The organism is Shinella yambaruensis, assembly GCF_022899355.1.
In the GTDB taxonomy this organism is placed as follows: Bacteria; Pseudomonadota; Alphaproteobacteria; order Rhizobiales; family Rhizobiaceae; genus Shinella; species Shinella yambaruensis.
Window position 1 is genome coordinate 131,700 of record NZ_JALJCK010000013.1, and the last position, 21,106, is coordinate 152,805.

Consider the following 21,106-nt stretch of genomic DNA (forward strand, 5'->3'; position numbering starts at 1 on the left):
CCATGTCGGCTTTCGTCAGCTCGCCTCTCTTCCGGCGGATTTCCAAGGTCCCGCCATCCTATTACCTGCTCGCCGCGCTGCTCGTCATCCTCTTCGTCGCGCGCCCGCAGATGCTCAACGCCAATGTGCTCGGCGTCTTCGTGCGCCAGGTCGTGCCGCTCGGCATCCTCGTGCTCGGCCAGCTTCTGGTGATGCGGGTGAAGTCGATCGACCTCTCGGGTGGCGGCATCATCCTTCTCATCAACTATTGCATCTCGTCCGGCATCTTTCCCGGCGCCTCGCTCGGTTTCTACGTCGCGCTCGCGCTGGCGACCGGCCTTGCCATCGGCCTCTTCAACGGCCTGATGGTGGCCAAGCGCCGCGTTTCGGCGGTCATCGTCACGCTGGCGCTCTCCATCGTGCTCGTCGGCTTCGTGCAATACCTTTCGAGCGGCAAGCCGCCGGGCGACGTGCCGAAAATCTTCGGCGAGCTGTTCAACACCCGCTTCATTGGCCTGCCGAGCCCGGTTCTCTTCTGGATCGCGCTCACCGCGCTGATGGCGCTGCTGCTGTCGCAGACCGTCTTCGGCCGTTTCGTCGCCGCCGTCGGGGAAAGCATGCCGGCCGCGCATTTTTCCGGCGTGCCGGTGGAGCGCACGGTGATCCTCGCCCACACGCTCGCCGGCCTCATGGCCGCGCTTGCCGCGCTCGTCCAGACGGCCTCCATCGCCGTCGGCAGCGTGCGCGTCGGGCTCGACCTGCCGATTCTCTCGGTCGCCGCGACCATTCTCGGCGGCGTCGTCTTCGGGCGGGGCGAGGGCGGCGTCTGGGGGCCGTTCTTCGGCGTGCTCTGCTTCGCCTTCCTCTTCGTCGTCATGACGATGTTCGGCGTGGGCGACGCCGGCAAGCTCGTCGCCCAGGGCCTGATCATCCTGCTCGCGGCCATTTTCTACGGCCTTCGCGCCGGCAAGTGACAACAACCGACAGCCATTCAAGGAGGACGTCAATGGCGGACAAGCGCTCAATCCTGTGCTTTGGAGACTCGCTGACATGGGGCTGGATCCCGGTGAAGGAATCCGCACCGACCCTGCGCTATCCCTATGAGCAACGCTGGACCGGGGCCATGGCCGCAAGGCTCGGCACGGGCTACCATATCATCGAGGAAGGCCTCAGCGCCCGCACCACCAGCCTCGACGACCCGAACGACACGCGGCTCAACGGCAGTGCCTATCTTCCCGCCGCGCTCGCCAGCCACCTGCCGCTCGATCTCGTCATCATCATGCTGGGCACGAACGACACGAAGTCCTACTTTCATCGTACGCCCTACGAGATCGCCAACGGCATGGGCAAGCTCGTCGGCCAGGTGCTGACCTCGGCCGGCGGCGTCGGCACGCCCTATCCGGCGCCGCGGGTGCTCGTCGTCGCCCCGCCGCCGCTGGCGCCGATGCCCGACCCGTGGTTCGAGGGCATGTTCGGCGGCGGCTACGAGAAGTCGAAGCAGCTGGCCGGCCTCTACAAGGCACTTGCCGATTTCATGAAGGTCGAGTTCCTGGCCGCCGGCGACCACGTCGCCACCGATGGCGTCGACGGCATTCATTTCTCGGCGGAAACCAATATCAAGCTCGGGCACGCCATCGCGGACAAGGTCGCGGCGTTGTTCTGAGCAAGGCCACTCCGGCTCCTCCCCGGCCGGAGTGGCACCTTCCCAGGCCTCGTTCCTGTCGAATGTCGGCAGGGCCGGCCGCTGTCGCGCTGCATCATGTCATTTGGGTGCTTGCCGCTGCTCTTCCCGGTGGATTTCCTCGCACAGGCAATTCCACCGGTCCGGCCGGGCGGCTAAGGTGCCGCTGCCATTGCCAGGGGACTGCACATGCGGAGAGCGGCCGAATGACGACAATCACAGTGGACGCGGTCCTCGACCGTGCCGGCGCCGGCGCCTATCAGCGGCGGCTTCTGGCGATCTTCGGCCTGGTCTGGACGGCCGATGCGATGCAGGTGCTCGCGGTCGGTTTTACGGCGGCATCGATCGCCGCCACGTTCGGCCTCACGGTTCCGCAAGCCTTGCAGACCGGCACGCTCTTCTTCCTCGGCATGCTCGTCGGCGCCGCGGGTTTCGGCAGGCTTGCGGACCGCATAGGCCGGCGACGGGTTCTGGTCGTCACGGTCGCCTGCGATGCGCTCTTCGGCACGCTGTCGGTCTTCGCGCCGGATTTCACCATCCTGCTCGTGCTGCGGTTCCTCACCGGCGTGGCCGTGGGCGGCACGCTGCCCGTCGACTATGCGATGATGGCGGAGTTCCTGCCGGCCAGGAATCGCGGCCGCTGGCTGGTCATGCTCGAAGGGTTCTGGGCCGTCGGTACGCTCATCGTCGCGCTTGTCGCCTGGGCCGTCAGCCTTGCGGGCATCGCGGACGGCTGGCGCTACATCTTCGCGGCGACGGCCCTTCCGGCGCTCATCGGCATCGGCTTGCGCTTCCTGGTGCCCGAATCCCCCCTCTACCTCTTGCGCCTGGGGAGGACGCAGGAGGCGAAGGCCGTCCTCGACAGGATCCTCGTTGCCAATGGCAAGGCGCCGCTGGCGGCGGATGTGCCCCTGGTCTCGCCGCCCGTCGTCGGTAAACCCGGCATCTTCGGCGCCGATCTGCGCCAGCGCAGCCTGATGATCCTGGCAATCTGGTTTCTCGTCTCCGTCTCCTATTACGGTGTCTTCACCTGGCTGCCGCCAAGGCTGGCGGGGGAGGGCTTCGGCTTCGTCCGGGGATACGGCTTCCTCGTTTTCCTCGCGCTGGCCCAGATACCCGGCTATGCGCTGGCCGCCTACGGCGTGGAGACATGGGGACGCCGGCCGACGCTGACGGGCTTCTGCCTGCTGTCGGCGCTGGGATGCCTGCTGTTCGTCGTCGCCGGAACGGGGATGCTGATCGGTGCGTCCCTGTTGCTCATGAGCTTCGCCCTGCTCGGCACCTGGGGCGCGCTCTATGCCTTTACGCCGGAGCTCTATCCCACGGCGTCGCGGGCGACGGGCATGGGCACGGCAGGCGCCGTGGCCCGGCTCGGCGGCTTGCTGGCGCCGTCCTTGACGGGGCTTGTCGTGGAGCAGAGTTTCGGCCTTGCCATCGGCATCTTTGCCGGCCTTCTCGTCGCCGCCGCGGTCGCGGCCTTCCTGATCGATGCGGAGACACGGCAGGCATCGCTGGCCTGAACCGGCCCCAACCCGGCGAAATCCTGCGGCAAAGGCGGGGAGCGGCAAAGCGCTGCCTGCTCTGCCTCGGCGCAGCGCAGCCGGCATCGCGCCCCTTGTGCTGCTGGGGCGCATCATGCCATTAGGACGTCTTCCTGCGGAGACTGGTACATGATCACGAACACAATGGCCGGACGACCATGGAAGAGCCTGGTGTTTGTTGCATCCCTTTTCCTGTGGACATCGGCACATGCAACGCCCGTGCTCGTCGTGGATGCCGACAATCATCGGGTGCTGCATGCGGAGGATGCCGGGGTGCCCTGGTATCCCGCCTCGACGACCAAGCTCATGACGGCGCTCGTCGTGTTCGAAGCGATCCGCGCCGGCGAGGTGACCCTGACGACACCCGTCACCATGACCCGCAACGCAACGAAGCAGGCCTTCCTGGAATCCGGCCTCACCCTCGGTCGGACGATGACGCTCGAAGACGCGCTCTTTGCCATGATCACCGCCTCGGCAAACGATGTCGCCGTGGCGCTGGCGGAGGCGGTGGCCTCCGATGAGGCCTCCTTCGTTCGACGCATGAACGAGACGGCGGCGCGCATCGGGCTCACCGGCACGCATTTTTCCAATCCGAACGGCCTGTTCGACCGGAGTAACTATACGACGGCGCGCGATCTAGCGGTTCTCGGCATGGAAGTGGACCGGCTGTTCCCGGAATATCGCCGCTTCTTTCTGGCGTCGGCCGTCACGATCGACGGCAAGGAGATCAAGTCGAACAACCTGCTCTTGACCCGCTTCAGCGGCACCATCGGTATGAAGACCGGCTTCCTGTGCGCATCCGGGCGGAATTTCGTCGGACTGGCGACGCGCAATGGAAAACGCGTGATGGTGGTCGTTCTGGGCGCGACGACCGAACGGGAACGCAACGAACGGTCGGCGCAATACCTGACGGAGGCCTTCGATGGCCGCCTGTCTTCCGATGCGGGACTTCTGGAAGACCTTAAGAACCGGACCGATGTCGCGCCGCAGGACATGCGCATCCTTCTCTGCACCGACAAGAGCGCGGCCTACGAGGCGAGCCGGAACGCGCTCTATCCGATGGGCCTGCCGGGTCACGAGACCTATCTGCAGGACGAGGTGCCGGGGCAGGTCCGCGTGATCAGCACCTGGGCCGTGGACAATGCGGACGACGTGCCGATACCCACGCGCCGTCCTTCCTGACCGCTGCAACGAACCGCTTGGCGGCGCCCGCCCTCCAAGGGGCGGCCCTTCATGAGGATGCGGCCTCGCGTTGCCGGGCGATGTGGCCTGCCAGATGGTCGGCATCGTGCCAGACGCCCCAGATGAAGGACGAGGCGCGCCGCGACAGCCAGGGCAGCCCGAGGAAATAGAGGCCCGGCACCTTGGAGACGCCGCGCTCGTGCACCGGCCGTCCCTTCTCGTCGAAGGCGTCGATCTTCATCCAGCCGTAATCGACCGCATAGCCGGTTGCCCACAGGATCGTCGTGACGCCGGCCTCGCGGAGGTCCAGCGTGAGCAGCGGATCGGTCACGCAGGCCGGGTCGGGCTCCAGGATGCGCGCGGCGGGCTCTTCCGGCAGGTCGAGGCCGTTGCGGGCGGCATAGTCGTCGGCGCGGTCGAGCAGGGAGAGATAGTTGGCGTCGCCGAGCGCGATGTTCCGGGCGAGATCCGGCGCGAATGTCATCACGCCGTTCCGGAAGGCCTCGGCGCGGCCGACGAGCGTCATGCCGCGCGCCGCGAGTCGGCGGAAGTCGACCGTCTGCCCGCCATAGGCGCCGCTGACCGCGATCGTGACATGTTCCGTATTGGGGGCGGGGACCTTGAGGTCCCAGATGCCGAGCGCGCCCAGCCACCAGCAGAAGTCGCGCCCGCGATAGCGCCGCGGCGGGCGGTCGTGCGGGCCGACGGAGAGATAGACGCGCCGGCCCGCGCGCAGCAGCTCGTCTGCGATCTGCGTGCCGGACGAGCCGGCGCCGATCACCAGCACCGCGCCTTCGGGCAGCTGGCCCGGATTGCGGTACGTGTTGGAATGCATCTGCCGGATGCGGGCCTCGGCCGGCACGACGGCCGGGATGACCGGGCGCTGGAAGGCGCCGGTGGCGGAGACCACGCGTCTCGCCTCGATCACGCCGTCGGACGTCTCGGCACGAAAGGCGTCGCCCTCCTTGCGCAGGACCCTGACCTCGACGCCGCAGCGGATGGGCGCCTTGATCTTCTCCGCATAGGTGACGAAGTAGTCGGCCACCTGTTCCTTGGAGGCAAAGGCGTCGCCGTCGAGCCCTTCGAAGGTCATGCCGGGGAAGCGGTCGTGCCAGGCGGGGCCGTTGGCAACGAGGGAGTCCCAGCGGGCGCTGCGCCAGCTTTCGGCAATCCTGCCTTTTTCGATCACGAGATGGGGAACGCCGCGTTTGCCGAGATGCTCGCTCATCGCGACGCCGGCCTGGCCGGCACCGATGACGAGCGTGTCCACTTTTTCCACTGGCATGCCGCTTTCCTCTTCCCTTGCCGGAGCGTCGACCTTGCAGCCGACCCATGCCGATTTGTGTAGTGGAAGGCGAAAGAGGCGGACATGAGCGTTTGGTTCAGCGCTGGTTAGGCGGCCGCTAAGCTCGCCCCTGGATCATGATTTATGTATACAATTATTCTCTGCTTTCATTGAATAAAACCGGAGATTTGTGAGCGAGCTGGGCTTCTTCACCCGCCGTAGGTTCGCACGCCGTACATTTTTCAGCAGAAGATTTTCGGAGAACGACTCGCTCCGTACAAAAAGGTGGCCTCAGATTGGAGACGCCAGGATGGGGTTTCATATCATATCGTGCACGCTTAACATTTGAAAAATAATAAAAAATCTAAGGATCTTGGATGGTGGTGCCGAGCCGGGAGCGGCTGGCTGCTTCTTTTCCGGGGCTCGTCTCGAAGTGGAAGCGGAAAGGCAATTCTGGCCATCCTTGGCATAATCGCATGCATGATTGTTGCAAATATTTGCATACAATATTGACAGATGTGATAGCTTGTAGGACGCTTGGTCAAATGGCCAAGAGGAAAGCATGACCCAGGTGCCCCCATCCCCAGCGGTTTCGATCCGGACGGTTTCCAAGAGCTTCGGCAAGGGAATCTATGCCTTTCGCGTGCTCGACGATGTCTCGCTCGACATAGGACGGCGCGAGTTCTTCACACTGCTCGGGCCGTCCGGCTGCGGCAAGACCACGCTGCTGCGGCTGATCGCCGGTTTCGAGACGGCCGATAGCGGCGCCATCGCCATCGAGGGCGAGGACGTCACGGCAAGACCGCCGTTCCACCGTCCCGTCAACACCGTGTTCCAGAGCTATGCGCTGTTCCCGCACCTGACGGTGGAGCAGAACGTCGCCTTCGCGCTCGAGGAGCAGGGCATGGCGCGCGATGCGATCCGCAGGCGCGTCGGCGAGGCGCTGGAGATGATGCGCATGGGCGCCTTCGCCAGGCGTCGCCCGGCCGAGCTGTCCGGCGGCCAGCAGCAGCGCGTGGCGCTTGCCCGCGCACTGGCGCCGCGGCCGCGGGTGCTCCTCTTGGACGAGCCGCTTTCGGCGCTCGACCTGAAGCTGCGCAAGGAAATGCAGATCGAGCTGAAGATGCTGCAGGAGGAGGCGGGCATCACCTTCCTCTTCGTCACGCACGACCAGGAGGAGGCGCTTACGCTCTCCGATCGCGTCGCCGTCATGCAGTCCGGCAGGATCCTCCAGATGGGGTCGCCGCGCGAGATCTACGAGGCGCCGACCCACCGTTTCGTCGCCGACTTCATCGGCGACATCAACCTGCTCGATGGCGAGGCGCTGCCGGGCGGCGGCGTTCGCCTCGATAGCGGCACCGTGCTGCCGGCCGCGCATGCCGCGTCCGGCCGGGTGACGGTCGCCATCCGCCCTGAGCGGGCGCGGCTGGTGCCGGCCGGTACGGGGGCGCTGGAGGCGACGCTCGTCCATTCCGCCTATCTCGGCACCGCCATGCTGCACAAGCTCGAGCTGCCTGTCGGCGGCACCTTCCTGCTGCGCCAGTCCGATCCCGCCGAGGCCGCGCCGGAAGCGGGACGCCGCGTCGGCCTTTCGCTGCCCGGCGAGGCGCTGCGGGTGCTCGCGCAATGAGCGTCGCCTTTCGCCGTCTCTGCCTCCTGTCGCCGGCCCTTCTTGTCATCCTGCTTTTGGTCGGCGTGCCGCTGTGCCTCATGGCCTGGGTCTCGCTGCTCGACAAGGGCGGCAGTGCCGGGGTCGACTGGTCGTCCGCTCCCTCGGCGGCGAACTATGTGCGCCTCGTCTGGGAGGAGGATTTCGACGGAACGATGATCCTCAACACCGGCTATCTGTTGATCTTCCTGCGGTCGGTGGCGCTCGCCGCCGTCACCACCGTGCTCAGCCTTGCGCTCGGCCTGCCGGTGGCACTGTGGATGGCGAGCCTTTCGCGCACCGGGCGCGACGTCATGCTGCTGCTGATCACCATTCCGTTCTGGACGAACCTTCTGGTGCGCAACTACGCCTGGCTGATCATCCTACGCGAGGACGGCTGGGTCTCGCAATTCGTCAACATGCTCTCGCCCTGGCCGGTGCAACTGCTCTACAACGATGCGGCGGTGGCGATCGGGCTCACCTATTCCTTCCTGCCCTTCACCATCCTGCCGCTCTACACGGTGTTCGAGAAGTTCGACTGGCGCCTGCTGGAGGCCGCGCACGATCTCGGCGCGACGCGCCGGCGGGCGCTGCGCCGGGTCGTGCTGCCGATCGCCACGCCCGGCATCGTGGCCGGCGCGCTGCTCGTCTTCATTCCCTGCCTCGGCGCCTTCGTCACGCCGGCGCTGCTCGGCGGCGGCAAGACGCTGATGCTCGGCAACATCATCCAGATGCAGTTCGGCGCCTCGCGCAACTGGCCCTTCGGGGCAACGCTCGCGGTCGTGCTGCTCGCCATCATGCTCGTCGTGATGACCGCCATGGCGCTCTGGCGCAACAGGAGGACCGCATGAGCCCGCGGCGTTTCCCCTTCACGCGCGAAACCGCGCTGCTCGTGCTGGCCTATCTCTACGTGCCGGTCGCGGTGTTGATCGTCTATTCGTTCAATGCCAATCGCACGGCGACGGTCTGGACCCATGCCTCGGTGGACTGGTACGGCCGCATCCTCGTCAATCCCTCGATCCAGGCGGCGGCCTGGAACTCGCTGGTCATCGCGGTCTGCGCCGCCACGGCCGCGACCGTCCTCGCGCTGCTGGCGGCGCTTGCGACCCGCCGCGCCTTTCTCGGCCGCGGCGCCTCGGAGGCGGTGCTCAACATGCCGCTGATCCTGCCGGAGATCGTGGTGGCGGTCGCCACGCTCATCCTTTTCGTCTCGCTCGGCGTGAAGCTCGGGCTCGGCGCGATGGTGGCGGCTCACACCGCCTTCTGCATCCCCTTCGCCTACCTGCCGATCCGCGCGCGGCTGGAGGGCATCAGCGGCACCTACGAGGAGGCAGCGCACGACCTTTACGCCAACCGCGTCCGCACCTTCCGCCGGGTGACGATGCCGCTGCTCTGGCCCGGTGTCATGGCCGGCTTCACGCTCGCCTTCGTCACCAGCCTCGACGACTTCCTGACCTCGTTCTTTCTCGCCGGCCCCGGCATGACGACGCTGCCCGTCTACATCTTCTCCGCCATCCGCGCGGGCATCTCGCCGGAGATCAACGCGATCTCGGCGGTCATGCTGGTCGTCTCGGTCCTGCTCGTGTCGCTTTCGTTTTTCCTCGGCCGCCTGCGCCGATAACCTGGAGGAGCTGCAATGTCCCTGAAATCCTGCCTCGGCGCGGCCTTTGCCGCCGTCGCCCTTCTTGCGTCGCCCGCGGGCGCGCAGGATGCGGAAAAGACGCTCTATTTCTACAACTGGACCGACTACTACCCGGTCGAGCTTCTGGCGAAGTTCGAGAAGGAGACGGGCATCAAGGTCATCCTCGACGGCTATGACAGCAACGACACGCTGCTCGCCAAGCTGCAGTCGGGCGGTGCCTCCTACGATGTGATCGTGCCCAGCGATTATGTCATCCCCGGCCTTGTCAAGGACGGGCTGCTGATGAAGATCGACACGCATGCGATGTCGAACTACGCCCATATGAAGGATGCCTTCAAGAACCCGGAATTCGACCCCAGGCACGAATATTCCGCGCCCTATCTGTGGGGCGTCACCGGCCTTGCCTATGACAGCGCCCAAGTGCCGGGCGGCATGCTGGAGCCGAGCTGGAAGGAGTATTTCGAGCCGCGGCCGGAGCTCGCCGGCAAGATTGCCGCGCTCGACACCGCAAGCGACGAGATCCTCGCCGCCTCGCTCTATCTCGGCATTCCGCAGTGCACGGAGAGCAACGAGGATGCCGCCCGCATCCTGGCGCTGTTGCAGGCGCAGAAGGAGAAGCTGAAGCTCTACAGCTCCGACAGCACCGTCGACCGCATGGCCTCGGGCGAGGTGGCGATGCACCATCTGTGGAACGGCGCCACGGCGCGGGCCACCGCCCAGCGCGATACGATCCGCTTCCTCTATCCGAAGGAGGGGACGCCGATGTTCCGTGACAATTTCGCGGTTCCCGCCAATGCGCCCCATCCGGAAAACGCGAAGATCTTCATCAACTGGATGATGGCGCCGGAAAACGCCGCGGCCGTCTCCAACGCCATCGCCTATGCCAATGCCATGAAGTCCGACGAGTTCCTGAGCGACCAGTGGCGCAAGATGGATGCCATCAACATGCCCGAGGATTTCGCCTCGCGCCTCGTGGCCACGCAGGATTGCAACGGCAAGGCCCGCGAGCTGCGCGACCGCATCTGGACGCGCCTGAAGGGTTGACGCCGCAGAGACCGCGCGGCCCTTCGCGGGCCGCGCCGGTGCGATTTCAGGCGTAACGCGCGACGGCGAGGTCGGTGGCGTCGATCTCCGGCTTCCGGCCGGAAACGAGGTCGGCGATGACGCGGGCCGAGCCGGAGCTCATCGTCCAGCCGAGCGTGCCGTGGCCGGTGTTGAGGAAGAGGCCGGCGACCTTGGTCGGGCCGATGATGGGCGTGCCGTCCGGCGTCATCGGGCGAAGGCCCGACCAGAAGCTCGCCTTCGACACGTCGCCGCCGGGGAAGAGATCGGTGACGGAATGCTGCAGCGTCAGGCGGCGGGGTTCGCCGAGGTCGTTGGTATAGCCGGAGATCTCGGCCATGCCGCCGACGCGGATGCGGTCGCCGAGGCGGGTGATGGCGATCTTGAAGGTCTCGTCCATCACGGTCGATTCCGGTGCGCGCGCGGCATCGGTGATCGGGATCGTCAGCGAATAGCCCTTGACCGGATAGACCGGCAGGCGGATGCCGTGCGGGCGAACGAGGAGCGGCGAGAAACTGCCGAGCGCGACGACCACGGCGTCGGCCGCGAGCACTCCGTGGGCGGTGACGACGCCGCGGACACGGCCGCCGTCCACGTCGAGCCCCCGGATGATGCTGCCATAGTTGAAGGTGACGCCGAGTGCCGCGGCCTTCGCCGCCAGCGCATTGGCGAACTTGAAGCAGTCGCCGGTCTCGTCCTTCGGCGTCAAAAGGCCGCCGACGATCTTTTCGCGCACATGTTTCAGCGCGGGTTCGACGCGGATGCAGCCCTCGGGGTCGAGCACTTCATAGGGAAAGCCGTCGGCGGCGAGCGCCTTGACGTCCTTGGCCGAGGCGTCGAGCTGGGCTTCGGTGCGAAAGAGCTGCAGCGTGCCCTGCATGCGCTCGTCGTAGGTTATGCCGGTTTCCGCGCGCAGCGCGGCGAGCGAGATGCGGCTGTAGTCGGCAAGGCGCAGCATGCGGCTCTTGTTGAGGGCATAGCGGGCCGAGGTGCAGTTGCGCAGCATCTGCGTCATCCAGGACAGCATGGCCATGTCGACCTTGGGGCGCAGGATCAGCGGCGCATGCTGCATGAACAGCCACTTCATCGCCTTCATCGGAATGCCGGGCGCGGCCCAGGGCGAGCAATAGCCGAAGGAGACCTCGCCGGCATTGGCAAAGCTCGTCTCGAGCGCCGGGCCGGGCTGGCGGTCGACGACCGTGACCTCGTGGCCGGCGCGGACAAGCTGGTAGGCCGAGGTGACGCCGACGATGCCGGCGCCGAGAACGATGACTTTCATGATGTCCTCATTGGGGAAGAAAATGGCTCAGCGGTACTGCCGCCGGTAGCGTTGGCCGAGGCCGGTCAGGATTTCGTAGGCAATGGTGCCGGCATCGCGCGCCACGTCCTCAAGGCCCTGGTTGGGGCCGAGGATCTCGACGCGGCTGCCGAGCGTGAGGCGGCCCTCCGGCAGGGCGGAGATGTCGATCGTGATGCTGTCCATCGACACGCGCCCGACGATGGGCAGTCGCACGCCGTCGCAATAGGCGGCGCCCCGGCCCGAGAGGCTGCGGGGCAAGCCGTCGGCATAGCCCGCGGCGATGGTGGCAAGGCGCGCCGGACCGGCCGTGACATGGCTGGCGCCGTAGCCGACGCGCGTGCCGGAGGGCACGCTGCGGGTCTGCACCACGGCGACGTCGAGGCTGACGACCGGCTCCATCGGGTTCGCCCGGCCGGCGGTCGGCGCGCCGCCATAGAGCGCGATGCCGGGGCGGGCAAGCACGCCGTGATAGGCCTTGCCGAGAAAGATGCCGCCCGAATTGGCAAAGCAGACGTCGAGGCCGGGAAATTCCGCCGCAACGCGCTCCATCTCGGTGCGCTGGTCTTCGTTCTGTTCGCTCTGCGCATCGTCGGCGGAGGCGAGGTGGCTCATCAGGAACAGGACGTCGATGCCGCCGGCGCTGACGAGGCCGGCAAGCGCCGCGCGCTCCTCCGGCGGCACGCCGAGGCGCGACATGCCGGTGTCGAATTGCAGCCCCGCCGGCAGCGTGCGGCCGAGGGCCTTCGCCATGCCGCTCCACGCGTGCCACTGTTCCAGCGAATTGACGACCGGTACGATGTTGTCGCGGGCACAGGCGTTTTCGTTGCCGGGCTGCAGGCCGTTCAGCACGAAGACCGCGGCGTCGGCCGCCAGAAGCGGGCGCAGGCGAAGCGCCTCGACGAACTGCGCGACGAAGAAGTGGCGGCAGCCATGGGCGTAGAGTTTCTCGGCCACCCAGCCGGCGCCGAGCCCGTAGGCATCGGCCTTGACGACGGCAGCCGCGCGCGCCGGGGCGACCTCGGCGGCGAGCTTTTCATAGTTGCGGGCGAGCGCCCCGAGATCGATGCCGAGATAACCCGATGCGCCGTCGATCACGGTCGTTCCGCCGGTCCTGTCCCGTAGTATGCCGCCGTCCATCCCAAGCCCCCTCCGTTGCGCGAAGCCTAGTGAAACGATCGTGAAATTGCCGAGGAAACAGCGATTGATTATTGCGTCAAAGCATGATTTTTGAACGAAACGACCACGATCTGGAATGATCTGCCATGGCCGCCCTCGACGCGATCGACCGCAACATCCTCCGGCTCCTGCGGCTTGATGCGCGCATGAGCAATGCCAGCCTTGCGGCCGATGTCGGCCTTTCCCCGTCCGCCTGCCTTCGCCGGATCAAGCTGATGGAGCAGGCGGGCGTCATTCGCGGCTACACGGCGCTGGTGGACACGTCGAATGTCGAGGCGAGCATCGCCGTCATCATCAACATCACGCTGGAGCGACAGACGGAGGACCATCTCGACCGCTTCGAGGCGGCGGTGCGCAAGCATCCGGAAATCCGCGAATGCTTCCTGATGACGGGCGGTTCGGACTACCTGCTGCGCGTCGAGGTGGCCAATGCGGGCGAGTTCGAGCGCATCCACAAGGAAATCCTCTCGGCCATGCCGGGTGTCTCGCGAATCCATTCGAGCTTCGCGATCCGCAACGTGCTGGCGACGCGGCCGCGGGGGCGGCGATAGGCGCCATCTCGGGCGTCAGGTCCGGCCGCCGTAGTATTTCTCCGCGATGCCGCGGGCGGCGGCGGCGGCCTTGCGGCCGATCTCGTGCATGCGGGCCATGTCGGCGCGCGCGGTCGGCGCCGCCACCGCCAGCGCGCCCATCGGCCGCCCGCCGGGCGTGAGGATCGGCGCTGCGGCGCTGATGACGCCGATCTCGAAGCCCTGCTGGCTGATCGAATAGCCCCGCTCCACCGTTTCGCGCAGGAGCGTGCGCACGGCGCCCGCATCCGTGGCCGTATGGGCGGAAAAGCGCTCCAGCGGCCGCGCCAGCGCACGGTCGATCTCGCCGGGCGGTAGGAAGGCGAGATAGGCGAGCCCCGAAGCGGTGGCATGGAAGGGCAGCACGGCCCCGGGATCGACGATCACGCGGTGCGCCTGCGCGGAATCCTCCACATGGATGGTGGAGAGCCGCCCGCCGGAAAATTCCGACAGGTGCACCGTCTCGCCGGCCTCTTCCGCCAGCGCCTTGACGAAGGGGGCGGCCACGGCGACGAAGGGGAAACGCGCCTGGCGCAGGCGCGCCAGCCGGACGGGTGCCGCGCCGAGACGGTAGCGGCGCGTCTCCTCGTCCTGTTCCACGAAGCCGTGTCTTTCCAGCTCCACCAGAAAGCGCCGCGCCGTCGCCTTGTCGAGCGCGGAAAGCCGCGCGAGGTCGCTGAGGCCGATATCCTTGTCGAGTTCGGAAATCAGGTCGAGGAGGGAAAGGGCCTTTCCGATGGTGCTCATGCTGCGCTCCGCGGCGTTGTGTCTGTCTTCTCGCAAGGAGCCAGTTCCCGCTTTCTGCCTTTCCTGTTCCGCACGCGCGACATATCGAGATACTTAACATGAGAAATAACTTGACGGCGGAACTGGCTTTTGCAAATCTATAATTAAAATACTGGTTCAAATATTGAACCTCAAGGAAAATGTTTCGTGGGAACCGCCGTCGCCTCGGCACGGCATCGGACAAGCGGCTGCCGGACGCATGAAGGCGGCCGCCAGGATGGGAGCAAGATCATGACAGAACACAGCGTGCCGCCCGGCGGCGCGAACCAGTTGCGCAAGAACAGCCTCGGCGTCGGGGCGGTCACATTCCTCGTCGTCTCGGCGGCCGCGCCGCTGACGGCGGTTGCCGGCGGCGTGCCGCTGTCGATGATGCTGGGCAACGGCCCGGGCATTCCGCTGACCTTCGCCTTCGTGACGACGGTGCTGCTGCTCTTCGCTATCGGCTATGTCGCCATGGCCCGGCATATCAGCAATGCCGGCGCCTTCTATGCCTATACGGCGCAGGGCCTCGGCGGCCTTGCCGGCGGCGCCGCGGCGCTCGTCGCCATCCTCGCCTACAATGCCATGCAGATCGGCGTCTTCGGCCTGTTCGGCGCCGCCACGGCCGGCTTCCTCGCCGGCTACGGCCTCGACCTGCCCTGGTGGGTCTGGACCTATATCGGCATAGCCCTCGTCGCGGTCTTCGGCTATCGGCGAGTGGATTTTTCCGCCCGCGTGCTCGCTGTGCTCGTCGTGCTGGAATATCTCGTCGTGCTGGTCATAGACGCCGCCATCCTCGTGAAGGGCGGCGACAGCGGCCTTTCCGCCGCGCCCTTCACGCCGTCGGCCTTCTTCTCGGGCACGCCGGCCATCGGCATCCTGTTCTGCTTTGCCGCCTTCATCGGCTTCGAGGCGACGACCATCTACAGCGAAGAGGCCCGCGAGCCGGAAAAGACCGTGCCGCGCGCCACCTACATCTCCGTTCTGATCATCGGCCTCTTCTACATGCTGACCTCCTGGCTGATGGTCAACGGCGCGGGCGTCGACAAGCTGGTGCCGGAAATCCAGGGCCTCGCCGACCCGACCACCTTCCTCTTCGGCCTGGCGGACCGCTATGTCGGCGGTGGCATCACTACCATCATGAGCATCCTCTTCATCACCAGCCTCTTTGCCGGCGTCGTCGCCTTCCACAACGGCGTCGCCCGCTATCTCTACGTCGCCGGCCGCGAGGGCCTGCTGCCCAGAGCGCTCGGCGTCACCCATCCGGTGTTCCAGAGCCCGCATGCCGGCTCGGTCGTGCAGACGGTGATCGCCGTCGCCGTCGTCGCGCTCTTCGCCTTCACAGGGCAGGATCCGGTGCTGGCACTGTTCTCCTGGCTCACCAATGTCGGTACGCTGGCGATCATCCTGCTGATGGCGCTGACCGCCTTCTCCATCGTCGCCTTCTTCGGCCGCAATCCGGGCCTCGAAGGCAACCGCGTCGTCACGACGGTTCTGCCGGTGCTGACGGGCCTTATCCTCCTGGCGCTGGTCTTCTACATTGCCACGAATTTCGGCGCGCTGGCCGGTGCGGAGGGGGCGCTTGCGGTGTTCCTGCCGGGCCTCGTGCTGATCGCCGCGATCATCGGCCTCCTGTGCGCCTTGCGCCTGAAGGCGGGCGATGCCGGTGCCTTTGCCCGGCTCGGCGTCCGCCGGGAAGTGTGAGAATCCGGGTGGCGCTCCGGCGCCACCCGTCCTTGAAGGAAAGACCATGCAGGAAAAGATCGAAGCGCTCCGCAACCTCGCCGTCGCGCCGCGGGCGCTGTTCATAAACGGTATCCGGCAGGACCCGGCGGATGGCGCGGTGCTGGATGTCGTCTCGCCCATCGACGGGCGCAGGCTGACGACCATCGCGGATGCCGGCGCGGAGGATATCGACCGGGCGGTGAAGGCCGCCCGCGTCGCCTTCGAAAGGGGCCGCTGGGCGAAGGCGGTGCCGGCCGAGCGCAAGCGGGTGCTGCTGAGGATCGGCGAGCTGATCGAGAAACATGCCCTGGAACTCGCCGTGCTCGGCGTGCGTGACAACGGCACCGAGATTTCCATGGCGCTGAAGGCCGAACCCGGCAGCGCCGCCGGCACGTTCCGCTACTATGGCGAGGCGATCGACAAGGTCTATGGCGAGATCGCGCCGACGGCCGGCGACATCCTCGGCCTCGTCCACCGCGAGCCGGTCGGCGTCGTCGGTGCCATCGTGCCGTGGAATTTCCCGCTGATGATCGGCGCGTGGAAGATTGCCCCGGCGCTTGCGGCCGGCAATTCCGTCGTGCTGAAGCCGGCGGAGGCCGCCTCGCTGACACTGCTGCGCCTTGCCGAACTTTGCGCCGAGGCCGGGCTGCCGGAGGGCGTGCTGAACGTCGTGACCGGCCGTGGCGCGGTGGCCGGGGAGGCGATGGGCCTGCATCCGGATATCGACGTGCTGGTCTTCACCGGCTCAGGCCCCGTCGGCCGGCGCCTGCTCGAATATTCCGCCCGTTCCAACCTGAAGCGTGTCTATCTGGAGCTCGGCGGCAAGTCGCCGAACATCGTCTTCGCCGACGCGCCGGACCTCGACCGCGCGGCCAAGGTCTCGGCCTATGGCATCTTCCGCAATTCGGGGCAGGTCTGCGTGGCCGGCTCGCGGCTGCTCGTCGAGCGCTCCATCGCGGAGGAATTTTCGCAGAAGGTGGCCGAGATCGCCGCCGCGATGACGGTCGGCGATCCGCTGCTGTTGACCACCGAGGCGGGCGCCGTCTCCAGCGAGGCCCAGCTCGGCAAGAATCTCGGCTTTGCCGAACAGGCGCTTTCCGAGGGCGCCAGGCTGCGCACCGGCGGCAAACGTGTCCTTGCCGAGACCGGCGGCTTCTACATGCAGCCCACCGTCTTCGACGTCACGCCGGACATGACGCTCGCCCGCGAGGAGGTTTTCGGGCCGGTCCTCTCCATCATCCCCTTCGACAGCGAGGAGGAGGCCTTGCGCATCGCCAACGGTACGGATTACGGCCTCGCCTCGGCCGTGTGGACCGCCGACCTGTCACGGGCGCATCGCATGGTGCGCGGCATCCGCGCCGGCGTTGTGCATGTCAACACCTATGGCGGGGCCGACAACACCGTGCCGCTCGGCGGCGTTCGCCAGTCCGGCAACGGGCACGACAAGTCCCTGCACGCGCTGGACAAGTATCTCGACCTGAAGACGGCCTGGATCCAGCTCTAGAACCGATCGACATTCAGTCCATGCCGGTCTGCAAATGGCGCTTTTCCGCGCTTCCGGTGCTCACATACGTTCAGTACGCTGTGCTCCGGGTCGCGGAAAACCACCATTTTCGCCACGGCCTGAACTGAATGTCGATCGGTCCTAGGCGTCTTCCAGCGAGCGGGCGATTTCCGTGATGACCGTGAAGGCGGTGTCCGCGTCGCCGCGGGTCATCTCGAACTGGCCGGCCTGGAAGCGGATGGCGATGCGGCCGTCGACGCGGGTCTGTGTCAGGTAGATGCGGCCATCGTCGTTGATGGCGTTGACGAGGGCGATATTGTGCCGGTCGGCCTCCGCGCCGCCCTTGTGGCGGAAAGAGAAGAGCGAGAGCACCGGCTCGCTGACGATCTCGAAATCCGGCTCGCCGGCAAGACGCTCCGCCAGTTCCCTCGACCAGGCGACGTGGTTGCGGATCATCGTGCGCAGCCCTTCGAGGCCGTGGTAGCGCAGCAGGAACCACAGTTTCAGCGCGCGGAAGCGGCGGCCGAGCGGCACGGACCATTCGGAATAGTTGATGATGCCGTCATGGCCGTGGGTCTTCAGGTATTCCGGCTGGATGGCCAGCGTGCGCACCTGGTCCTCGGGGCTGCGGATGAACTGCACCGAGCAGTCGAAATTGGCGCCGAGCCATTTGTGCGGGTTGAAGACGATGGAATCGGCCGCCTCGACGCCCTCCCAGAGCTCGCGGAATTCGGGGCAGATCATGGCCGAGCCCGCCCACGCGGCATCGACATGCAGGTAGAGGCCATGCGCCTTGGCCACTGCCGCCACAGCGCGGATCGGGTCGCAGGCGCCGATGGAGGTACCGCCGGTGCAGGCGATGACGCCGGCCGGGATGTGGCCAGCGGCACGGTCCGCGCGGATCGCGGCGTCGAGCGCCTCGGGGTCCATGCCGTTGAGGGGGCCCTTGGTCGGGATGCGCACGAGGTTCGCTTCGCCGATGCCGGCAATCCAGATCGCCCGGTCGATGGAGGTGTGCACCTGCTTCGACGCATAGACGCGCACCGCCCCGTGCGCCGCCAGCCCCTCGCTGTTGCCTTTCCAGCCGAGCGCCTTCTCGCGTATGACCAGCACGGCGGCGAGCGTCGCGGTGGAGGCGGAATCCTGGATGACGCCGGAAAAGCCGTCCGGCAGGCCGAGCGCCTGGCGCAGCCAGTCGACCACCCGCGTCTCGAGCTCGGTGGCGGCCGGCGAGGTCTGCCAGAGCATGCACTGGGCGGCGACGGAGGTGACGAGATAGTCGGCAATCACCGAAACGGGGGCGGCATTGGCCGGGAAATAGGCGAAGAAGCGCGGATGCTGCCAATGGGTGAGGCCATCGGGAATGATGCGCTCGAAATCCGCGAAGATCGCCTCCATCGCCTCGCCGTCTTCGGGGGGCGCACTGGCGATCTGCCGGGCGATGTCGCCCGGCTTCGTCTGCGCCCGCACCGGCCGGTCGCGCAGGCCCGCGCGGTAGTCGGCGCCCCAGTCGGCGGCCGTTCGCGACCACTTGCGGAATTCTTCGCTGTCCATCTCTTGCTCCTGTCTGGCGCTACGCAGTTCTCGGTGTTCGTCCGTCGATTTGCAAGGCCCGTGAAGGGGCCTGCAATCCGAGCTTGCCGTGCGCGGTTTCCGCAGGGTATCCGCACGAATATATTTAACGCGTTAATAATTTTTTGGTGCCTGTCAAGCCCGCGACGGAGCATCTGTCGATGCGGCTGCGAGCGCCGCGGTTGCGACGGGAAAACTTATTTTATGGTTCAATATATGAACCAATGCTTCAAATATAGACTTGCAAGCGGCGGCACTTCCTGTCAAGTTAATTCGCATGTTAAGTATATTGGTCGCGACACCCGAAGAGCTGCTGCGGGCGGAGCCGGACTTAGCGGGAGGAGAACGGAAATGCACGTCGACGACATGGCCCGGATGCCGCGGGGCTCTTTGTCCACACCGGATATCGAGATGGAGCTGACGCAGGCCGTGCCGGCCCGCTATCCTCCGGCGGGAGACCGTCTTGGCAGCGAGACGGCATGCCACGTCTTGCGCCGGCCGGATGCACCTTCGGGGCAGGTCAGGCGATTTGTCCCGCTGTTCGTATCGAGGAGGAATGGTCGATGAGCGCGAGCGCCCGTCTGCCCCATATTCTGGTGATCGGCACCGGTGATACCAAGAGCGAGGAGCTCCTGTTCATGGCCGATGTCATCGGCAAGGCCGGGGGCGTTCCCGTTCTGGTCGATGTCAGCGTGCTCGGCGACCCGCCCTATGTGCCGGACCATTCCAAGCACGACATCGCCGCCGCGGCCGACACCACCATGGAGGCGATCACCGGCAGCGGCGACGAGAACACCGCCATGGCGCTGATGGCAAAGGGCGCCGCGGCGCTGGTGCGCCGGCTTTCGGAGGCGGGGGAGGTGGACGGCATGATCGCGCTCGGCGGCTCGCTCGGCACGGACCTCGCCCTCGACGTCGCCGCCGTGCTGCCGCTCGGCGTGCCGAAGTTCATCGTCTCCACCATCGCTTATTCCCATCTCCTGCCGCCGGAGCGCATCGCGCCCGACCTGATGATGATCCTGTGGGCCGGCGGGCTCTACGGCCTCAACCCGATCTGCCGGGCGGTGCTGTCGCAGGCTTCGGGCGCGGTCGTGGGCGCAGCCAAGGCCGGCGAGCGGCCCGCCCGCCAGCGCCCGCTGGTGGGCATGACCTCGCTCGGCTCCTCCTGCCTCAGCTACATGAAGCTGCTGAAGCCGGAGCTGGAGCGGCGTGGCTACGACGTCGCCGTGTTCCATTCCACCGGCATGGGCGGGCGCGCCTATGAGGCGGTGGCGGCGCAGCGGGGCTTTGTCGCCGTCTTCGATTTCTGCATCCAGGAGGTGACCAATGCGCAGAACGGCTCTGTCGCCGTCTCCGGGCCGGACCGTCTGGAAAATGCCGGCCGCGCCGGCATTCCGCAGATCGTCGCGCCCGGGGCCGTCGACATGGTGGACATGCCCGCCTGGCAGGAGACGCCGGACCGCTTCGCCGGCCGGCCCTATCATGCGCACAACCGGCTGATCGCCTCCGTCACCGTCTCGCCCGACGAGCGCCGTGCGGTCGCCCGCGTCGTCGCCGCCAAGCTGGAGGGGGCGAGCGCCCCCGTCGCCTTCCTGCTGCCGACGAAGGGCATCCAGGAATGGGACCGGGAGGGCGAGCCGCTGCACGAACCGGACGCGCTGGAGGCCTTCCTCGACGAGATGCGCCGGGCCGTGCCGGCCTCCGTCGCCTTCGAGGAGGTCGACGCGCATATCAACGCCCCGGACTTTGCCGAAAGAGCGCTGGAAATCTTCGACCGCTGGGTGGCCGAAGGCATCGTCGAGAAGGGACAGGCGGCATGACAGAGGCCAGGCGGGCATTGATCCTCGATTTCGGCGGCGTCGTCACCCGCACGCTGTTCGAAACGCATGACATCACCGAGCGGGCGCTCGGCCTGCCGGCCGGCACGCTGACCTGGCGTGGTCCCTTCGACCCGGCCAGCGATCCGCTCTGGCAGTCGATGCAGGCGCGAGAAATCACCGAGCGCGACTACTGGATGATGCGCACGCGGGAGGTCGGCGCGCTGCTCGGCGAGGATTGGACGGACATGAAGACCTTCGTGCAGCGGGCGCGCGGGGCCGATCCCGAACTCGTTTTGCGCCCCGAGGCGCGTGATGCGATCCTGAAAGCCAGCGAAGCCGGGCTGAAGCTCGCCATCCTCTCCAACGAGCTCGACCTCTTCTACGGCGAGAGCTTCCGCAGGCGCTTCCCGCTGATCGACCTTTTCGACGTCATCGTCGATGCGACATACACGAAGATCCTGAAGCCCGATCCGCGCGCCTATGAACAGGTGCTGGCGGAACTCGCTCTCAGCCGTGCCGACTGCGTCTTCGTCGACGACCAGAAGAAGAACATCGAGGGCGCGGCGGCCGTCGGCCTTCCCCATGTGCATTTCGACGTGACGCGGCCTGCGGAAAGTTATGCGCAGGCGCTGAACATGCTTGGACTTTGAAAGGA

General features: G+C 66.6%; 19 protein-coding genes. 14 read left to right on the forward strand and 5 right to left on the reverse strand.

What is annotated here, in order from left to right; translation table 11 throughout:
• The first annotated feature begins 2 nt into the window (after positions 1 to 2).
• From MUU56_RS26200 to MUU56_RS26215, 4 genes are all read left to right on the forward strand, one after another.
• Positions 3 to 953 carry an ABC transporter permease gene (locus tag MUU56_RS26200; RefSeq protein WP_244770287.1) on the forward strand — a complete coding sequence of 317 codons (951 nt, stop codon included), beginning with the start codon at positions 3 to 5 and terminating at the stop codon, positions 951 to 953.
• Between the two features lie 32 nt (positions 954 to 985).
• Positions 986 to 1,642, forward strand: coding sequence for an SGNH/GDSL hydrolase family protein (locus MUU56_RS26205; protein ID WP_244770217.1), 657 nt, complete (start codon positions 986 to 988; stop codon positions 1,640 to 1,642).
• Between the two features lie 224 nt (positions 1,643 to 1,866).
• Positions 1,867 to 3,180 (forward strand): MFS transporter, encoded by a 1,314-nt coding sequence (locus MUU56_RS26210; RefSeq protein WP_244770218.1) that lies wholly within the window; start codon positions 1,867 to 1,869, stop codon positions 3,178 to 3,180.
• 150 nt (positions 3,181 to 3,330) lie between these two features.
• The gene (locus MUU56_RS26215; protein ID WP_244770219.1) at positions 3,331 to 4,383 is read left to right on the forward strand and encodes a D-alanyl-D-alanine carboxypeptidase family protein; all 1,053 of its coding nucleotides are present in this window, start codon (positions 3,331 to 3,333) and stop codon (positions 4,381 to 4,383) included.
• Between the two features lie 49 nt (positions 4,384 to 4,432).
• Here the strand turns inward: MUU56_RS26215 and MUU56_RS26220 are convergent, their stop codons facing one another.
• Positions 4,433 to 5,668, reverse strand: a complete 1,236-nt coding sequence (locus tag MUU56_RS26220; RefSeq protein WP_244770220.1) for a flavin-containing monooxygenase — start codon at positions 5,666 to 5,668, stop codon at positions 4,433 to 4,435.
• Between the two features lie 562 nt (positions 5,669 to 6,230).
• On the opposite strand from MUU56_RS26220, the gene MUU56_RS26225 reads away from it, so the two are divergent.
• From MUU56_RS26225 to MUU56_RS26240, 4 genes are read left to right on the forward strand one after another with little or no spacing between them, the layout of a single operon-like run.
• Positions 6,231 to 7,298, forward strand: a complete 1,068-nt coding sequence (locus tag MUU56_RS26225) for an ABC transporter ATP-binding protein (RefSeq protein ID WP_244770221.1) — start codon at positions 6,231 to 6,233, stop codon at positions 7,296 to 7,298.
• Positions 7,295 to 8,167, forward strand: coding sequence for an ABC transporter permease (locus MUU56_RS26230; protein ID WP_244770222.1), 873 nt, complete (start codon positions 7,295 to 7,297; stop codon positions 8,165 to 8,167). The genes MUU56_RS26225 and MUU56_RS26230 overlap by 4 nt, the downstream gene beginning before the upstream one ends.
• Positions 8,164 to 8,937: an ABC transporter permease gene (locus MUU56_RS26235; RefSeq protein WP_244770223.1), complete on the forward strand. Its 774-nt coding sequence runs from the start codon at positions 8,164 to 8,166 to the stop codon at positions 8,935 to 8,937. Before MUU56_RS26230 ends, MUU56_RS26235 begins: the two co-directional genes overlap by 4 nt.
• A 15-nt stretch (positions 8,938 to 8,952) precedes the next feature.
• Positions 8,953 to 10,002: an extracellular solute-binding protein gene (locus MUU56_RS26240; RefSeq protein ID WP_244770224.1), complete on the forward strand. Its 1,050-nt coding sequence runs from the start codon at positions 8,953 to 8,955 to the stop codon at positions 10,000 to 10,002.
• Between the two features lie 46 nt (positions 10,003 to 10,048).
• On the opposite strand, the gene MUU56_RS26245 is transcribed toward MUU56_RS26240, so the two are convergent.
• A complete protein-coding gene (locus MUU56_RS26245) occupies positions 10,049 to 11,299 on the reverse strand; it encodes a D-amino acid dehydrogenase (RefSeq protein WP_244770225.1) in 1,251 nt (416 codons plus the stop codon).
• Positions 11,300 to 11,326: 27 nt separating this feature from the next.
• Positions 11,327 to 12,457: an alanine racemase gene (alr, locus tag MUU56_RS26250; protein ID WP_244770226.1), complete on the reverse strand. Its 1,131-nt coding sequence runs from the start codon at positions 12,455 to 12,457 to the stop codon at positions 11,327 to 11,329.
• Between the two features lie 125 nt (positions 12,458 to 12,582).
• Between alr and MUU56_RS26255 the strand changes: the two genes are divergently transcribed.
• On the forward strand, positions 12,583 to 13,047 hold the full coding sequence (locus MUU56_RS26255; RefSeq protein WP_064333838.1) for an Lrp/AsnC family transcriptional regulator: 465 nt from the start codon (positions 12,583 to 12,585) through the stop codon (positions 13,045 to 13,047).
• A gap of 15 nt (positions 13,048 to 13,062) precedes the next feature.
• Here the strand turns inward: MUU56_RS26255 and MUU56_RS26260 are convergent, their stop codons facing one another.
• Positions 13,063 to 13,812 (reverse strand): IclR family transcriptional regulator, encoded by a 750-nt coding sequence (locus tag MUU56_RS26260; protein ID WP_244770227.1) that lies wholly within the window; start codon positions 13,810 to 13,812, stop codon positions 13,063 to 13,065.
• A gap of 270 nt (positions 13,813 to 14,082) precedes the next feature.
• Between MUU56_RS26260 and MUU56_RS26265 the strand changes: the two genes are divergently transcribed.
• Positions 14,083 to 15,534 (forward strand): APC family permease, encoded by a 1,452-nt coding sequence (locus MUU56_RS26265; protein ID WP_244770228.1) that lies wholly within the window; start codon positions 14,083 to 14,085, stop codon positions 15,532 to 15,534.
• A gap of 46 nt (positions 15,535 to 15,580) precedes the next feature.
• Positions 15,581 to 17,059: an aldehyde dehydrogenase gene (locus MUU56_RS26270; RefSeq protein ID WP_244770229.1), complete on the forward strand. Its 1,479-nt coding sequence runs from the start codon at positions 15,581 to 15,583 to the stop codon at positions 17,057 to 17,059.
• A 141-nt stretch (positions 17,060 to 17,200) separates the two neighbouring features.
• Here MUU56_RS26270 and MUU56_RS26275 read toward each other — a convergent pair whose 3' ends face one another.
• The gene (locus MUU56_RS26275) at positions 17,201 to 18,613 is read right to left on the reverse strand and encodes a pyridoxal phosphate-dependent decarboxylase family protein (RefSeq protein WP_244770230.1); all 1,413 of its coding nucleotides are present in this window, start codon (positions 18,611 to 18,613) and stop codon (positions 17,201 to 17,203) included.
• A gap of 369 nt (positions 18,614 to 18,982) precedes the next feature.
• Here MUU56_RS26275 and MUU56_RS26280 point away from each other — a divergent pair, with 369 nt between their 5' ends.
• From MUU56_RS26280 to MUU56_RS26290, 3 genes are read left to right on the forward strand one after another with little or no spacing between them, the layout of a single operon-like run.
• The gene (locus tag MUU56_RS26280) at positions 18,983 to 19,198 is read left to right on the forward strand and encodes a hypothetical protein (protein WP_244770231.1); all 216 of its coding nucleotides are present in this window, start codon (positions 18,983 to 18,985) and stop codon (positions 19,196 to 19,198) included.
• Entirely contained in the window at positions 19,195 to 20,451 is a 1,257-nt protein-coding gene (locus MUU56_RS26285; protein ID WP_244770232.1) for a Tm-1-like ATP-binding domain-containing protein, read from the forward strand. The genes MUU56_RS26280 and MUU56_RS26285 overlap by 4 nt, the downstream gene beginning before the upstream one ends.
• Positions 20,448 to 21,101 carry an HAD family hydrolase gene (locus MUU56_RS26290; RefSeq protein WP_244770233.1) on the forward strand — a complete coding sequence of 218 codons (654 nt, stop codon included), beginning with the start codon at positions 20,448 to 20,450 and terminating at the stop codon, positions 21,099 to 21,101. Before MUU56_RS26285 ends, MUU56_RS26290 begins: the two co-directional genes overlap by 4 nt.
• Positions 21,102 to 21,106: the final 5 nt, after the last annotated feature.

Excerpts from the sequence above, each read along its gene's own strand:
- MUU56_RS26215 (WP_244770219.1), top strand. The coding sequence starts at position 3,331 with ATGATCACGAACACAATGGCCGGACGACCATGGAAGAGCCTGGTGTTT.
- MUU56_RS26265 (WP_244770228.1), top strand. The coding sequence starts at position 14,083 with ATGACAGAACACAGCGTGCCGCCCGGCGGCGCGAACCAGTTGCGCAAG.
- MUU56_RS26225 (WP_244770221.1), top strand. The coding sequence starts at position 6,231 with ATGACCCAGGTGCCCCCATCCCCAGCGGTTTCGATCCGGACGGTTTCC.
- MUU56_RS26280 (WP_244770231.1), top strand. The coding sequence starts at position 18,983 with ATGCACGTCGACGACATGGCCCGGATGCCGCGGGGCTCTTTGTCCACA.
- MUU56_RS26240 (WP_244770224.1), top strand. The coding sequence starts at position 8,953 with ATGTCCCTGAAATCCTGCCTCGGCGCGGCCTTTGCCGCCGTCGCCCTT.
- MUU56_RS26230 (WP_244770222.1), top strand. The coding sequence starts at position 7,295 with ATGAGCGTCGCCTTTCGCCGTCTCTGCCTCCTGTCGCCGGCCCTTCTT.
- MUU56_RS26255 (WP_064333838.1), top strand. The coding sequence starts at position 12,583 with ATGGCCGCCCTCGACGCGATCGACCGCAACATCCTCCGGCTCCTGCGG.
- MUU56_RS26200 (WP_244770287.1), top strand. The coding sequence starts at position 3 with ATGTCGGCTTTCGTCAGCTCGCCTCTCTTCCGGCGGATTTCCAAGGTC.
- MUU56_RS26290 (WP_244770233.1), top strand. The coding sequence starts at position 20,448 with ATGACAGAGGCCAGGCGGGCATTGATCCTCGATTTCGGCGGCGTCGTC.
- MUU56_RS26210 (WP_244770218.1), top strand. The coding sequence starts at position 1,867 with ATGACGACAATCACAGTGGACGCGGTCCTCGACCGTGCCGGCGCCGGC.
- MUU56_RS26220 (WP_244770220.1), bottom strand. The coding sequence starts at position 5,668 with ATGCCAGTGGAAAAAGTGGACACGCTCGTCATCGGTGCCGGCCAGGCC.
- MUU56_RS26275 (WP_244770230.1), bottom strand. The coding sequence starts at position 18,613 with ATGGACAGCGAAGAATTCCGCAAGTGGTCGCGAACGGCCGCCGACTGG.
- MUU56_RS26260 (WP_244770227.1), bottom strand. The coding sequence starts at position 13,812 with ATGAGCACCATCGGAAAGGCCCTTTCCCTCCTCGACCTGATTTCCGAA.
- MUU56_RS26270 (WP_244770229.1), top strand. The coding sequence starts at position 15,581 with ATGCAGGAAAAGATCGAAGCGCTCCGCAACCTCGCCGTCGCGCCGCGG.
- MUU56_RS26245 (WP_244770225.1), bottom strand. The coding sequence starts at position 11,299 with ATGAAAGTCATCGTTCTCGGCGCCGGCATCGTCGGCGTCACCTCGGCC.
- alr (WP_244770226.1), bottom strand. The coding sequence starts at position 12,457 with ATGGACGGCGGCATACTACGGGACAGGACCGGCGGAACGACCGTGATC.
- MUU56_RS26285 (WP_244770232.1), top strand. The coding sequence starts at position 19,195 with ATGAGCGCGAGCGCCCGTCTGCCCCATATTCTGGTGATCGGCACCGGT.
- MUU56_RS26205 (WP_244770217.1), top strand. The coding sequence starts at position 986 with ATGGCGGACAAGCGCTCAATCCTGTGCTTTGGAGACTCGCTGACATGG.
- MUU56_RS26235 (WP_244770223.1), top strand. The coding sequence starts at position 8,164 with ATGAGCCCGCGGCGTTTCCCCTTCACGCGCGAAACCGCGCTGCTCGTG.